Source organism: Sandaracinaceae bacterium (assembly GCA_016706685.1).
Taxonomy (GTDB): domain Bacteria; phylum Myxococcota_A; class Polyangia; order Polyangiales; family Houyiibacteriaceae; genus JADJJE01.
The window spans coordinates 67,235-81,202 of sequence record JADJJE010000012.1; the positions used below are offsets into that span (position 1 = coordinate 67,235).

Consider the following 13,968-nt stretch of genomic DNA (forward strand, 5'->3'; position numbering starts at 1 on the left):
TCTCGGCGCGACCATGCCCATGCCCTTACGCTTCCCTTCGTTTCCATCATCGTTCGGCCATGTCCCGCGCACCGCTGCGGGGGTGGTGTTCACCCTCGGGTCGCTGCTCGGCTGCGGCAACGCCGAGCCGTTGTGCACCGCCGCGGACGTGACGCTCTCGCTGCCTGCCGCCGATGCACTCTATTGGTGGGCCGGTGACACCACTCCCTCGCGCACCTATGCGGTCACGCGCACGGGGGACAGCGTGTGTCGCCTCGAGGCCAGCAGCGACACGCCCGGGGTCAGCGCGCACTACGACGCCACCGCGGGCGAGCTGCACGTGGACTTCTCGGAGACGCAGACCCCCGCTGGACGCCACGCCGTGGAGCTCACGCTCGCCGGGGAGGACGTCAGCGCGTCACTCACGTTGGACCTGCGCTACCTGCCCACGCCGCCCGACGACGCCACTCGGCACGTGCTGGTGTTGGGCGTGGACGGACTGCGCCCCGACGCCATCGAGCCCGCCGACGCGCCCGTCATGGACATGTTGTTCGCGCATGGCGCCGGAACGCTCGAGGCGACGACACAGCTCACGGGCGACACGGTCTCGGGGCCGGGCTGGGCCTCCATCCTCACGGGCGTGGAGGTGGAGCGTCACGGCGTCACCTCCAACGAGACGGCGGTGATGGAGGCCATCGATCGCAGCGTGCCCACGCTGCTCGGAGCCGCCTTCGACGAGGGCCTCGCCACGGGGCTCATCGTGCACTGGCTGCAGCTCCCGCTGCTGGTGGAGGACGGGCCCGCGCAGGGCTTCCGCTTGGGCGACGACGCCATCGTGGCGAGCACCGCGGTGCGCTTCCTGGGTGCACCGCGCGACCTGCTCTTCCTGCACTTCGACGACTGCGATCACGCCGGCCACGCCACGGGCTACGGGCCAGAGAACCCGGACTACATCGCGGCTGTGGAGGGTGTGGACCGCCACTTCGCCACGGTCATCGATGGGGTGCTGGCGCGCGAGACCTACGCAAGCGAGGCGTGGCTCTTCGTGCTGGTCACCGACCATGGCGGCGAGGGAACGGCGCACGGCGCGCGCAACGCCATCAACCAGACCATCCCGCTGCTGTTCGTGCGTCCGGGGATGACGCCAGCCACGCTCGCAGGGGCCAGCCACATGGACGTGGCCCCCACGGTGCTGCGCTACCTCGGCGTGGACACGGGCGCGAGCTACGACGGCCAAGTGGTGGACGAAGCGCTGCCTGCGCTCTAGCGTCTCCGTGACGTCGGTGTGCGCCTCCACTCGCGCTACATCCACAAACGAGGCGGTGGACTGCGGCTCAGCTCACGGCTCGGCCAGGTTCATCACGAATGCGTCCCCGCCGCCTGCGCTCGATTGCCCCGGAAGGGTCCCGCCCGTATGCCCCGCGACCAGCACGCTGCCGTCGCTGCCCACGCTCACCGAATAGGCGATGTCGGTGCTAGCGCTCCCAAACTGGCGCGTCCAGAGCTCGGTGCCCGCCGCATCGTACGTCCGCACAAACGCGTCGATGCCGCCCGCGCTCGATTGCCCCGGAAGGGTCCCGCCCGTGTACCCCGCGACCAGCACGCTGCCGTCGCTGCCCACGCTCACCGACTGAGGGTAGTCGTTGCTCGCGGTCCCAAACTGGCGCGTCCAGAGCTCGTCGCCCGCCGCATCGTACTTCCGCACAAACGCGTCGCTGCTGCCTGCGCTCGATTGCCCCGGAAAGGTGCCGTCCGTGCGCCCCACGACCAGCACGCTGCCGTCGCTGGCCACGCTCACCGACCGGGCGTCGTCGGTGCTCGCGCTCCCAAACTGGCGTGTCCAAAGCTCGGTGCCCGCCGCATCGTACTTCCGCACAAATGCGTCATAGCTGCCTGCGTTCGATTGCCCCGAAAAGGTGCCGAACGTGTGCCCCGCGACCAGCACGCTGCCATCGCTGCCCACGCTCACCGAGTAGCCGTAGTCGGTGCTCGCGGTTCCAAACTGGCGCGTCCAGAGCTCGGTGCCCGCCGCATCGTACTTCCGCACAAACGCGTCCAGGTTGCCTGCGCTCGATTGCCCCGAAAAGGTGCCTGGCGTGTACCCCGCGACCAACACGCTGCCGTCGCTGCCCACGCTCACCGACCGGGCCTCGTCGTTGCTCGCGGTTCCAAACTGGCGCGTCCAGAGCTGGGTGCCCGCCGCATCGTACTTCCGCACAAACGCGTCGTAGTTGCCTGCGCTTGCTTGCCCCGAAAAGGTGCCGCCCGTGGACCCCGCGACCAGCACGCTGCCGTCGCTGCCCACGCTCACCGAATAGGCGTAGTCGGTGCTCGCGGTTCCAAACTGGCGGGTCCAGAGCTGGGTGCCCGCCGCATCGTACTTCCGCACAAACGCGTCTCCGCCGCCTGCGCTCGATTGCCCCGAAAAGGTGCCGAACGTGGACCCCGCGACCAGCACGCTGCCGTCGCTGCCCACGCTCACCGACCGGGCCTCCTCGGAGCTCGCGGTTCCAAACTGGCGCGTCCACTCCTCCGGCACACACGTCCGGTCCATCATCGACGAGCCAGCATCACCTTCCACGTACCCGGTGCCACACACCTGCCACGGCGTGCAGGCGGTCTGGTTGGGATCGGTGGAGTACTCCCCCGCTGGGCACATCGTGCAGGCCCGGTTGACGGCAGCGCTGCCGACGGTGCTCACGTATGTGCCTGCCGCGCACACGGTCCATGGGGTGCAGCTCGGTGCGTTCATCGCCGTGCTGTAGGTTTCCTCCGTGCAGGCCGTGCAGGTGCGGTTGGTGGTGGCGTTGCCGTCGCTCACCACGGACTGCCCCGCCACACAGTTCGTGCGCGCCCCGCACGCCGTCGCTGGGCTTCCGTCATCGTCCCACGTGGTGCCACCGCAGGTCACCGCGGCGGTGGTGCCGCCCGCGCAGTACTCGCCTGGGCTGCATGCATCGCACACCGGTGCTGCCATGCTGGTCCCTGCCGCGCTCTGCTCCGTGCCGGCAGCGCACATGCCGTGTGGCAGGCACATCGTCTGGTTCGGGTCCGCGGAGTACTCGCCCATGGCGCAGGGCGTGCACGCCCGGTTGACCGAGGCGCTGCCGACGGTGCTCACGTAAGTGCCCGCTGCGCACACGGTCCATGGGGTGCAGCTCGGCGCATTGGTCGCGGTGCTGTAGGTCTCCCCCGTGCAGGCTGCGCAGGTGCGGTCGGTGGTCGCGTTGCCGTCGCTCAGCACGGACTGCCCCGCGCCACAGTCCGTGCGCGTGGCGCACGCCGTGGCGGGGCTCGCGTCGTGGTCCCAGGTGTTGCCGCCGCAGGCGACGGCCGCGGTGGTGTGGCCCGCGCAGTACTCACCCGGGCTGCATGCATCGCACACGGGCGGCGCGATGCTGGTGCCGGCCGTGGTCTGCACGGTGCCGGCGGGGCACATGCCGTGGGCGAGGCACATGGAGAGGTTGGGCATGGCGGTGTAGGTCCCCGTCGCGCAGTCCATGCAGACTTGGTCCACCGTGTCGGACGGGGTGTTGCTCACGTAGCGGCCGGCCGCGCAGGTCTGCCACGGGGTGCAGCTCGGCGCGTTGTTCGTGATGCTGAAGCTGCCGGTACTGCAGCCGGTGCACACCCGGTTTGCGCTCGGGCTGCCCTCGGTGGCTTCGTACTGCCCGGGCACGCAGGTCTGCCATGCGGTGCAGTTGGGAGCGTTGTCCATGGTGCTGAAGCTGCCGTCGGCACACGCGCTGCACACGCGGTCCGCCGTGGCGCTTCCCACCATGCCAATGGACTGGCCCGCCACGCAGGTGGTCCACGCGTTGCAGCTGGGCGCGTTCTCGGTGCTGCTGTAGAGGCCCAGCGCGCACGCGGTGCACGTGCGGTCGGTGGTGGCGTCGCCCTCGGTCGCCACGTAGCTGCCGGTCGCGCAGGTGGTGCGCGCGGCGCAGTCCGTTGCCGGGTCGCTGTCGTCGTCCCACGTGCCGTCTCCGTCATCGCATGCGACGGCCGCCGCCGTCCCGCCCGCGCAGTACTCGCCGGGGTCGCAGTCCGCGCACACCGGGGGCGCCATCATGGTGGCGGGGGCTGTCTGCACCGTGCCCGGCGCGCACGAGCCCACGGGCACGCACGTGGTCTGGTTGGGTCCCGACGTGTACGTGCCGTTGGCGCACGTGCCGCACGCGCGGTCGTTGACGGTGCTGCCGGGCACGGTGACGTACTCACCGGCCACGCATGTGCTGTAGGCCGTGCAGGCGGTCGCGTTCAGGGTGTCGCTGTAGGTGCCGCTCGCGCACCCGCCGCAGGTGCGGTCGGTGGTGTCGCTGCCGTCGCCCGTCACGTACTGCCCGGCGGTGCAGGTGCGCCAGGTGCTGCAGCTCGCCGCGTCGGTGGTGTCGCTGTAGGCGCCGTCGTCGCAGGCGGTGCAGACCTGGTCGCTCATCCCCGTCCCCACCGTGCTCACGTACTCGCCAGCCACGCACGCGGTGTAGGCCGTGCAGCTGGTCGCGTTCGTGGTGGTGCTGTCGCTCCCGCTCGCGCAGGCCGTGCAGCTGCGGTCGGTCGTCGCGCCGCCTTCAGCCGAGACATAGGTCCCCGCAGCGCACGAGGTGCGGGCCACGCACGCGGTGGCTGGGCTTCCGTCGTGGTCCCAGGTTCCGTCGCCATCGTTGCACGCCACGGCCGCGAGCTCGCCGCCCGCGCAGTACTGCCCAGCGCTGCAGGCCGCGCACACGGCTGGCGCTGTCATCGTGGCGGGTGCCGTCTGCACCGTGCCGGGTGCGCAGCCGGTCAGCGCCACGCACGCAGCCTGGTTGGGGCCCGAGGTGTACGTCCCCGTGGGGCATGTCGCGCACGCTTGGTCCGTGCTCACGCTGCCCGCCGTGCTCACGTACTCGCCGGCCACGCACGCGGTCCACGGGCTACAGCTCGAGGCGTCACCGCTCGCGCTGAACGTCCCGCTGGTGCACCCCGTGCACGTCCGGTCGCTGGCCGCCGTGCCCGCCGCGCTCACGTACTCGCCGGCCACGCACGCGGTCCACGGGCTGCAGCTCGCGGCGTTGGGGCTCGTCGAGTACTCGCCTCCGGCACACGCCGCGCACTCGCGGTCCGTCTCCGCCGTGCCCGCTGTGCTCACGTACTCGCCCGCACGGCAGAGCCTCCACGCCACGCAGGTCGTCTCCGCGTCCCCGTCGTCGTCATACGTGCCCGCGGCGCACTCCTCGAGGGGTATCCCGCCACCACAGCCCACGCTCGAGAGCGCCGCGAGCAGGCCCAGGAACACAGGCACCCGTCCGGCAAGCGACGGAATGGCGATGGGCAAGAACAAGGCGCGACCGCGCACCCGGCGGGCTGTCAAACGTGGGTCGGTCATGGCCCCTCTCCCTTGATGAACGAACGCGCCAGCGACGGCGCAGCTCGAATGCTACCGCTAGGATGCCCGCCTTGGGAATCCCCAGTTGGGGGAACTGTCCCAGCGTCGTGCGGGGCCATTCCCTATGACGCCCGCAGTCGATCCGCTAGCTTGGTCCCATGAACAGCCTCCGTGACGTCGGTGTGCGCCTCCACTCGCGCTACATCTTCAACTGCTACGTCATCGAGGACGGTGGCGCGGGGGCGCCCTGCGTGGTGGACGCCGGCATTCCCATGAACGCCGTGTCGGCGCTGGCCACGCTGCAACAGCTTGGTGCAGGGTCGAACGTGATCCTGACGGCCACCCACGGGCACAGCGACCACGTGGCCGGCATCCCGCAGCTCCACACCGCCACCGGGGGGCGCATCCTGCTGCCCGCGAAGGTGGAAGACTACGTGCGCGGTGAGCGGCCACGCAGCTTCGGGCTGCGCGCCATGCTCACCATCGTGCCTGTGCTGCGTGACACGCCCATGGACTGGCCGGCGGTGCGCGAGGCGCTCAGCACGGCGAAGGACGCGGGCTTCGGGCTGGCGGGCTTTCGCTTCGACCCGCCCATCCACGGCTACCTGCGCGACCGGGAGCGGCTGGCGGGAGCGCCCGACTGGGAGGTGCTGGCCACGCCGGGCCACACGGACTGCTCCACGTGCTTGTGGAACGCCAAGACGCGGACGCTGCTCACGGGGGACACGGTGCTGTCCATCCACGGGCGCGCGTGGTTCAACCCCGAGTACGTGGACGCCGAGGCGTCTGCGCGCACCGAGGCCATGCTGCGGCGCCTGCCCGTGGAGCACCTGCTGCCGGGCCACGGGCACCCGGTGTCGGGGCCGCGCATCATGGCGGAGGCGTTGTCGCACCGCGAGCGTCCGCGGGGCTGGTCGCCGCTCACGTGCCGAGCGCGGCCGCCCAAGCCGGCTCGCTGAAGCCCACCAGCACCACGTCGCCACGCAGCAGCAGCGGGCGCTTGATGAGCATGCCGTCCGCCGCCAGCGCCTCGGCCGCCTCGCGCAGCGAGAGCTGGTCCACCTTCGCGGACCAACCACCGCCGCGGTACGACTGGCCGCTGGTGTTGAAGAAGCGCTTCGCGGGCAGCCCCGAGCGCGTGATGGCGGCCTCGAGCTGGTCGGCGGTGGGCGGCGCCTCGGCGATGGGCACCGGCGTGACCGCCACCCGCTGCTGCTGAAGCCACGCGAGCGCCCTCTTGCAGGTGGAGCAGGTGGGGTGGTGGTAGACGGTGGCAGCCGCCGGCGTTGCGCGCGTCATGCTCAGTTGGCCGGGGCAGGGGTGGCGGTCGGCGCGCCGCCGGCGGGCCGCGTGGGGGTGGCCGACGCGGCGCCGTCCTCGTCGTCGTCCGTGATGTTCATGCGCGTGCTGCCCGCGGCGCTGCTGCGGATGCCGCCGCCCATCGAGCCGCCCAGCCGGTACTGCAGGGCACCGTCCGACGTGCGCGCGCGGGCCAGCGTGGGGATGGAGTCCATCAGCGCCAACATGGAGCGGGCGCGGTCCGACTGCTGCCGATAGGCATCGAGGATCTTCAGCCGCACCAACAGGTCGAGGCGCGACTGCCGCAGCGGCTGCATCAGGTTGATGGTGCCTTCGCCGTCGAGCTCGGCGTCGTCACCACGCGAGCGCAGGCGGCGCACCGTGGCCACGCCGGCCGCGATGTCCAGCTGGATGGTCATGCGCCCGGCGTTGATGCGCTCGAGTGTGATGCCGTTCGGCATGCCCGGGAGGCGCAGCTTGGCCTGCCCGTCGCCGATGCGGAGCCCCTCGGCCACCAGGTTCACGTGCCCCGCGGCCTCACGGATCTCGGCCGGCAACGACACGTCGATGTCGCCCGACAGGCGCCCGGCCAGCGGCAGCCCGAGGAACGTCCGGATGATGGACACGCGCTGGAGCATGATGGGCTCCACGATGTTCAGCCGCAGCGAGCTGGCGTCGCCATACTCGAATTCGCCCTCCATGGACCCACCGGCCAGGCGTGCGTCGAACGTCACGGCCACGGTGCCCGTCAGCAGCGACAGCAGGGACACGCGCGCGTTGACCTCCTCGAGCAGCACGTCGACCGTGGGCTCCTCACCCTCGGCGGGCTTGATGATGCGCACGCCGCGGGCCTCGATGCCCGTGAACCACGAGGGCTGGAGGTCCACGATCTCGAGCTGATAGCCGCTCGGACGGCGGTTGCCGCGCGCGTCCTTCGGGAACTCCACCTCTTGCACGATGCGGTCACGCACGCGTTCATAGGGGAAGGTCAGGTAGGCGAAGAGCCAGAAGAACGTCCAGAAGAACGTCGAGTAGCCCATGAAGCGAAGGACCTTGCGTCCCATCACGGCGCCCCTGCAGCGGGCGCGTCGTTGCCGCCCTGCGCGCTCGGCGCCTGCCGGTCGTAGGCGCTCACGCCGACCTCCACGTTGAAGTTCCCCGCGTCGCGGTAGCGGTCGATTTGCAGGCGCGACACCGCCACGGGGTGCTCGCTGCGGTCGATCTCCTCGAGCATCTCCAGCACCGGGTCGATGGCCACGTCGGGCATGCGCACCCGCACGCCACGCCGCATGTAGTTGCCGAGCGCCAGCTCGGGCTGGTCGTTGATCTCGCGCAGGCTGAGGCCGTGCGCGGCGGCGCGCTGCTCCACGTAGCCACCGAGCGCAGGGGCGCGGTTGGCGTAGCGCTCACGCGTGGCTTCGTTCTCGGCGGCGATGCGCGTGAGCCGCGGGCGAGCTTGCTCGATCTCCCGCATCACGGCGCGCAGCTCCTCGTTCTCGGTCTCCATGTCCGACACCTCGGCCGACATGAACAGGATGGGCAGCAGCACCACGATCATGACGAACACCACGCCGAGGAGCGCCACCAGACGGCGCTCGCGCTCGGTGAGGTTGTCGTACGCGTCGCGCGCGGGCTTCAGTGCATCACGGAGTGCCACTGTTGCGCCTCCCGGCAGCGCCACTGGCTGCCTCGGGTTCGGGTTGGTCGCCGGGGCAGCGGATCTCCGCCTCGATGCGGTAGGACAGGATCTCGTTGCGCGAGCTGGTCGCGCCCGGCGTGACTTCAGAGAAGCACTCGTGCGCCTCGAGCGCGGCCGCGATGGCGTCGCGCTGGGTGACGCTGCTGACGGTGCCCTGGATCTCGAGCTCGCCGTTGCGCGCCTCGTCGTCGAACTCGATGGTCAGGCGACGTGTGGTGTGCTCGGCGTCTTCGGGGATGAGCTCGGCGATGGCGCCCATCACGTGGTAGGCGCCCATGCGCGGCATCGGGTCGCGCTCCCCCGCGCCACCGACCACCAGGCGCCGGGCCTGGGCGGGGTCCTCGGTGCGCTGGCGGAACATGCTGTGCGTCATCGCGCTGAGCTCGGCCCGCAGCTCGGCGCGCTCGGTGTCCAGCACCGTGTAGCGGGTGTAGAGGGAGATGGCGAAGCTGGCCAGGATGGCGGCCGCCGCGATGGACAGCAGCCGTGCGTAATGCCGGATCTCGCCCGCTGCGTGGCGCGAGACGAACTCGCCCTGCCGAAGGTTGATGCGCTGCCCCTTGGCCGCGGCACGTCCGGCGAGCGCGGCCACGCGCATGAAGCGCGGCAGCTCGTGCTCGAGGATCATTCCGTCGCCGGCCGGGAGCGCCACGGTCTCGGCGGAGCAGCCCAGCACTCCGCTCAGCCAGTCGCGTGTCGCGGGCTCGCTCGAGCCCTCACCACCCACCACCACCCGGTCGAGCGCGGTGCCACCCTTCATGCGGTAGCTCGCCACGGTTCGGCGCAGCGAGCCCGCCAGCTCGTCGGCAGCGCCTGGCTCACCCCCGCGGATGGAGCCCATGCCCACCGAGATGGTGCGCGCCAGCGCGGTGCGTCCGTCCTTGATGATGCACACGTCGGTGGTCTCGTCACCGAGATCCACCAGCATGACGGAGGCGCTCGTCTGCAGCACCGCGAGCAAGGGCACCAGGCCGTCCAGGCTGGCCGCGCCGGCCGCCAGCTGACGGGGCTCGATGCCGGCCACGGCGAAGCTGGCCAGGGCTGCCGCCACGTGCTCGCGCCGCACGGCGGCGGTCATGACCGTGAGCGACAGCTCCTCGGTGGAGACGGGCTGGTGGTGGATGATGGCCTCGCTCACCGGGAAGGGCAGCAGGTTCTCCAGCTCGCCCGGGAGGATGTCGTTCAGGCGCTTCGCGGCGCCCGCCGGGAGCGTGAGCGGGCGCAGGCTCACACGCCGCCCGTCCAAGTGAACGTGGATGCCATCGGGGGGCCGCCCACACTGCGCGATGACGTTGCGCACCGCGATGGCCAACGGCGACAGCGGGGCCACCGGTTCCAGCACCTCGGCCAGCGGCTCACCGTCGGCATCGGTGGGGGGCTCGGGCGCCATGCCGGGCAGCAGGTTGGGCTGCAGCGCAGCCGGCACCGTGGCCAGTGGCCCATGCCCATTCGCAAACGGCACGGCGTCCGCCGGGAGCACGCGCGCCTCGACGTAGCGCTCGAGCACCGTGCTGCGCAGCGCCACGTTGATCAGCGCGCCGCGCACCATGTCACCGTCGATCTCGAGTCCGAGGATGCGTGCCATCAGTCCACCCGATAGTAGTGAAAGATGCCGAGTCCCGGCATGGCGCCGCCATTGGGCGGGGGAGGGGTCCAGCGGTCGTGGAAGTTCATGACGGTGTTGAGCCTCACGCGCGAGCGGCCCGAGGAGCCAGTCACGCGGATGGTGAGGATGCGCGCCGCGGTGACGAACGAGCGGTCCAGCTCGGCGCGGGATTCTTGAGGGATGGTCACAGGGAGGAAGAGCAACGGGCTGGTCTCGCCGAGGAAGCCGCGCAGCATGGGGTAGAGGTCACGCGACCCGCCGCGCCCCTCGAGGAAATTGAGGAAGTCGCCAGAGCGCGTGAAGAACGGGACCTGGATGATGCTGCGCGCGGTGTTGACGAGCTGGATGAACTTCGCGGCTTCGGCGGGGTCGGTGCAGAGCGTCTGCGCGGACAGGATGGAGCAGAGCCGCGCCAGCAGCACCTCGGGGGGCGCCTCGTTGGGGTTCACGGCGCCGCTGCCGTAGATGGTCACGGCGCGCGCCTGCGGGTCGTCCTGTGTGGGCTCGATGAACGTGGCCCAGAAGTCGTCACCCACGCCACGGATCAGGCGCAGCTCCTCGAGCGAGTCGAAGGGGGCGTTCTTCGGCTCGTATGGGTCGTCCATGCGACGGTAGGGGTTGTCCTCGCTGCCCTGGTTGGCCACGGTCCCGGCGCCGGGGTCGAACGTGGTCTGGTCCGTGTCCTGATCCCACCAGTCGATCATGCTGGAGACGATGTCCTGGCGAGACGAGAACTGCCCATCGGCGTCTTCGCGCCCGAAGAGCGGATCGAACGGGCTCGGCTGCTGGTAGCCACCCACCATGGCGAACACCTGCATGGCCACGCTGCGGCGCGCGTCGTCGCCCGTCAGGCTCAGCGGCTGGTTGACGTTGATCTTGGAGTTCTCGGCCAGGGCCACGATCTCACAGCGCCCCGGCGTGTCGTCGAGCCCCTGGGTGCTGCTGAAGTCGAACGGCACCTCGGGTGGCTCGCCATCGTCCTCGGCTTGCTGCCGCGCGGCCCGGCCCTCGCGGTCGTTGCGGCAGAAGGGCCGCAGCAGCATGTCGGCATAGCTCCAGATGGGCAGCTGCGGCGGCGGGCGTCCCACCATGGCCTGGTAGATGGGCAGCACCACCTGGCGGATGGCGGGCTCGTTGGCCACCAGCAAGCGCGTGAGGTTGAGGCCGCTCTTGGCCATGTACTCCGCGCGCAACGAGTCGCGCTGGGATGCCGACGTGGCGTACGCGCTGCCGGTCGTCTCGTGCAGGTCGGCCAGCAGCGCGGCCAAGATGGTGATGGCGGTGATGGCGATGATGAGCGCGATGCTCTGTTCGCGTGCGTCGCGGCCCCGGCGCGCGGCACCCCTGCGCGCGAGCGAGCGCGAGTCGCCGGAGCGGGCGAGGGGGACGAGCGGGACGAACCCGCGAGACGTGCTGCGGGCGAGGGTCATGGGTTGTAGATGGCGTGGTTGAGGGCCCAGACCATGTTCACGGACGCGCGTGTGCCATAGGTCAGCGTACGGCTCGGGTCGCGGTGGTGTGGCACGCGGAGGGTGATGCGCACCTGCGAGGGGAGCCGGTTCACCTGGCCCGTCCCCTGCGTGGTGTCCCAGCTGCGCACCCACTCCTTGGTGGTGGGGTCCAGGTACTCGAGGTCCAACGACTCCACGTTGTTGACCATCACCTCCACGTGGCCGCCACGCGTGGGGTCGTCGTCGATGCGGTTCTGCTCGCGTCGGGCCAGCACCTGCTCGCGGCTGTTCTCGGGGTCGCGTGCAATGAAGTAGCTCAGCTCGTTCTGGTCGCTCTCGTGCGCGTCGCGGTACAGGCGCTGGTGCGAGAACGAGGTGAAGTCCACGCGGTCGCGCCCGCCGTGGTCGTGGCCGATGAACGCCGTGTGCACGGTGAGCAGGGCAGGGCTGGTGGGCCGGTGCGCGGACACGTAGGCCATGCTCAGCTCACGCGCCATACGCTCGAGGGCCATCTGGATGACGTGCATGCGGTCGAGGTCTTCCTCGACGCGCGCCTTGCTGCGGGATGTCTGCGAGAAGGCCGACCACACCATGCTGGCCACGATGCCCATGATGGTGAGCGCGATCATCGCCTCGACCAGCGTGATGCCGGCCTCGCGCGTGCGCGCGGTGCGGTGGCGCAGGCGACTCATGGGGCAGGCTCCGCCTCCGGGTCGGCCGCGGCCGCCGCCGCCGCAGGTGGCTGCTCGCCCACCACGTACTGCACCACGTCGAAAGACCGCTCGGTCTCGCCCTCCGTCCAGAAGACCTCCACGGTCACGCGCCGCACCTGCTCCTCGATGTGCGGCTTGAGCACGGGATAGGCGAGGCCAATGGCCATCTCGGCCAACCCAGAGGTGTCGCTGCCACCACCCAGGAAGTCGCCCATGGCCAGCGCGGGGGCGTCGCCTTCGCCCATGCCGGGCAGCCCGCCCTCGCCGTCTTCGCCCTCTTCCCCTTCGCCGCCGCCCATGTCGCCCGGCAGCACCACGCGGTCGATGCTCCACTCGCAGCGATAGCCGCGGAGCTCGGCGCCCTCGCAGCACTCGTCACGGCCCTTGTCGTCGATGGCGGGCAGGCCCTCGTTGGCGATCTGCTCCTCCACCTCGCCCATCTTGCAGCGCGCCAGCAGGCTGGCGGTGTTGACGTGGCGGGAGCGCGCGGCGGTGCGCATGGCGCCCACCTGGCTCGAGAAGATGGCGGTGAGCGACAGCGCCAGGATCGCGACAGCGACCATGACCTCCAGCAGGGTGAACCCCGCGTGGCGACGGCGGCGCGTCAGGCGCGTCATCCCGGGTCCCTCACTTCGTCCTCTTCCTCGTCCGAGATCTCCTCGGGCTCGTAGGCGTAGTTGTAGATGCGCCCGCGCCCCGTCAGCGGGTGGATGGCCACCGTGTAGACGCGGTCGGAGCTGTCAGCCAGGTGGATGATGGCGGCCTCTGCGCGGCCACCGGGGAAGAAGTAGATGGACGCGCGCCCGGACTCGCGCGGCTCGAGCTCGTGCGGGGTGATCACGCGCAGCACGCGGATGTTGGAGCCGAGCGGCTTGGCCTCGTAGCGGCTGAGCGCCTCGCCGTCGGCGTTGGAGATGGGCCCGAAGGCCGAACGCCCGAAGCTGGGGTTGAAGGTATCCGCCAGGCGGGCCTGCGCGGCGGACCACGGGTCCACGGCCGCGAGGTCGCCGTCGGTCTCGTCCAGCTCGAGGCGCGTCTCGTCGTCGTTGCGCGCCAGGAACACGCGGCCGTCGGCCTCTTCGAACGAGAGGCTGCCCGTGTCCAGGTCCAGCACCATGCGCACCGTGCGCCCGCGGGTGACCGAGCGGTGATAGGCGAAGCGCGCCCCGGCGACCGTGCGCACGCAGGCCGAGCGCAGCTTGGCGCGGGTCACGGAGTTGAGCGCCACGGTGGCCCCGCCGGCCGCCAGCGCCATGATCACGATGACGATCATGACCTCGATGAGCGTCATGCCCGTGCGGCGGCGCGCACCGGACCTGCCCGCATCCCACGGCGCGACGGAGCCTGCCCGAGAGGGGCGGCGCGTCAGCGGTCGTGGGGCGTGGGGGGCGGCGTGCTTCATGGCCTCAGATGTCGTCCTCGGTGCCCATGCTTCCGTCGGGGCCAGCGGAGCGCACGATCACGTCGTCGCCGCTGCACTCCACGGTGAAGTCGTTGTCCCACGCGTCCTTCAGGCGCGTGCTGGCGCTGAGATAGCCGCCGGCCAACTGCTCCACGGTGGGGCAGCCCTCGCCGGGGTTGTCGATCAGGTACTGCATGGCGGCGCTCGCCACGGTCTGCGAGTCCGTGCGCGTCTGGGTGACGCGGGCCGCCTTGAGGCGCGGCAGCACGGCCACACCCACGGCGGTGGCCATGAGCGCCATGATGACCACCACGATCATGATCTCGACCAGCGTCATGCCGCGCGAGCGGCGGGCGCGTTCGCTGCGCGTGAAGCGGGCGAAGCGTGGTGTGGCGAGAGAGAGGCGGGGAGCAGGGGTGGTGCGAATGGTCATGTCGGTCTCGATTCTGCG

At 70.8% G+C, this 13,968-nt stretch carries 12 protein-coding genes; 2 read left to right on the top strand and 10 right to left on the bottom strand.

Going from position 1 to position 13,968, the window contains the following annotated elements; translation table 11 throughout:
- Positions 1–19: 19 nt before the first annotated feature.
- On the top strand, positions 20–1,246 hold the full coding sequence (locus IPI43_15310) for an alkaline phosphatase (protein MBK7775474.1): 1,227 nt from the start codon (positions 20–22) through the stop codon (positions 1,244–1,246).
- Between the two features lie 72 nt (positions 1,247–1,318).
- Here the strand turns inward: IPI43_15310 and IPI43_15315 are convergent, their stop codons facing one another.
- Complete coding sequence (locus IPI43_15315; GenBank protein ID MBK7775475.1) at positions 1,319–5,347, bottom strand: SBBP repeat-containing protein; 4,029 nt, start codon at positions 5,345–5,347, stop codon at positions 1,319–1,321.
- 158 nt (positions 5,348–5,505) lie between these two features.
- On the opposite strand from IPI43_15315, the gene IPI43_15320 reads away from it, so the two are divergent.
- A complete protein-coding gene (locus IPI43_15320) occupies positions 5,506–6,306 on the top strand; it encodes an MBL fold metallo-hydrolase (protein ID MBK7775476.1) in 801 nt (266 codons plus the stop codon).
- On the opposite strand, the gene IPI43_15325 is transcribed toward IPI43_15320, so the two are convergent.
- The 9 genes from IPI43_15325 to IPI43_15365 form a co-directional block, all read right to left on the bottom strand.
- Positions 6,269–6,646 (bottom strand): Spx/MgsR family RNA polymerase-binding regulatory protein, encoded by a 378-nt coding sequence (locus IPI43_15325; GenBank protein MBK7775477.1) that lies wholly within the window; start codon positions 6,644–6,646, stop codon positions 6,269–6,271. The two genes, IPI43_15320 and IPI43_15325, sit on opposite strands and share 38 nt — an antisense overlap.
- 2 nt (positions 6,647–6,648) lie before the next feature.
- Positions 6,649–7,710, bottom strand: a complete 1,062-nt coding sequence (gspN, locus tag IPI43_15330; GenBank protein ID MBK7775478.1) for a type II secretion system protein GspN — start codon at positions 7,708–7,710, stop codon at positions 6,649–6,651.
- On the bottom strand, positions 7,710–8,303 hold the full coding sequence (locus IPI43_15335) for a type II secretion system protein M (GenBank protein MBK7775479.1): 594 nt from the start codon (positions 8,301–8,303) through the stop codon (positions 7,710–7,712). The genes gspN and IPI43_15335 overlap by 1 nt, the downstream gene beginning before the upstream one ends.
- Complete coding sequence (locus tag IPI43_15340; GenBank protein MBK7775480.1) at positions 8,290–9,930, bottom strand: hypothetical protein; 1,641 nt, start codon at positions 9,928–9,930, stop codon at positions 8,290–8,292. Before IPI43_15340 ends, IPI43_15335 begins: the two co-directional genes overlap by 14 nt.
- A complete protein-coding gene (locus IPI43_15345; protein MBK7775481.1) occupies positions 9,930–11,381 on the bottom strand; it encodes a general secretion pathway protein GspK in 1,452 nt (483 codons plus the stop codon). The genes IPI43_15340 and IPI43_15345 overlap by 1 nt, the downstream gene beginning before the upstream one ends.
- Complete coding sequence (locus IPI43_15350) at positions 11,378–12,094, bottom strand: prepilin-type N-terminal cleavage/methylation domain-containing protein (protein ID MBK7775482.1); 717 nt, start codon at positions 12,092–12,094, stop codon at positions 11,378–11,380. The genes IPI43_15345 and IPI43_15350 overlap by 4 nt, the downstream gene beginning before the upstream one ends.
- Positions 12,091–12,732: a prepilin-type N-terminal cleavage/methylation domain-containing protein gene (locus IPI43_15355; protein ID MBK7775483.1), complete on the bottom strand. Its 642-nt coding sequence runs from the start codon at positions 12,730–12,732 to the stop codon at positions 12,091–12,093. Before IPI43_15355 ends, IPI43_15350 begins: the two co-directional genes overlap by 4 nt.
- Positions 12,729–13,406 carry a prepilin-type N-terminal cleavage/methylation domain-containing protein gene (locus IPI43_15360; GenBank protein MBK7775484.1) on the bottom strand — a complete coding sequence of 226 codons (678 nt, stop codon included), beginning with the start codon at positions 13,404–13,406 and terminating at the stop codon, positions 12,729–12,731. Before IPI43_15360 ends, IPI43_15355 begins: the two co-directional genes overlap by 4 nt.
- A 115-nt stretch (positions 13,407–13,521) precedes the next feature.
- On the bottom strand, positions 13,522–13,950 hold the full coding sequence (locus IPI43_15365) for a prepilin-type N-terminal cleavage/methylation domain-containing protein (protein ID MBK7775485.1): 429 nt from the start codon (positions 13,948–13,950) through the stop codon (positions 13,522–13,524).
- Positions 13,951–13,968 lie beyond the last annotated feature (18 nt).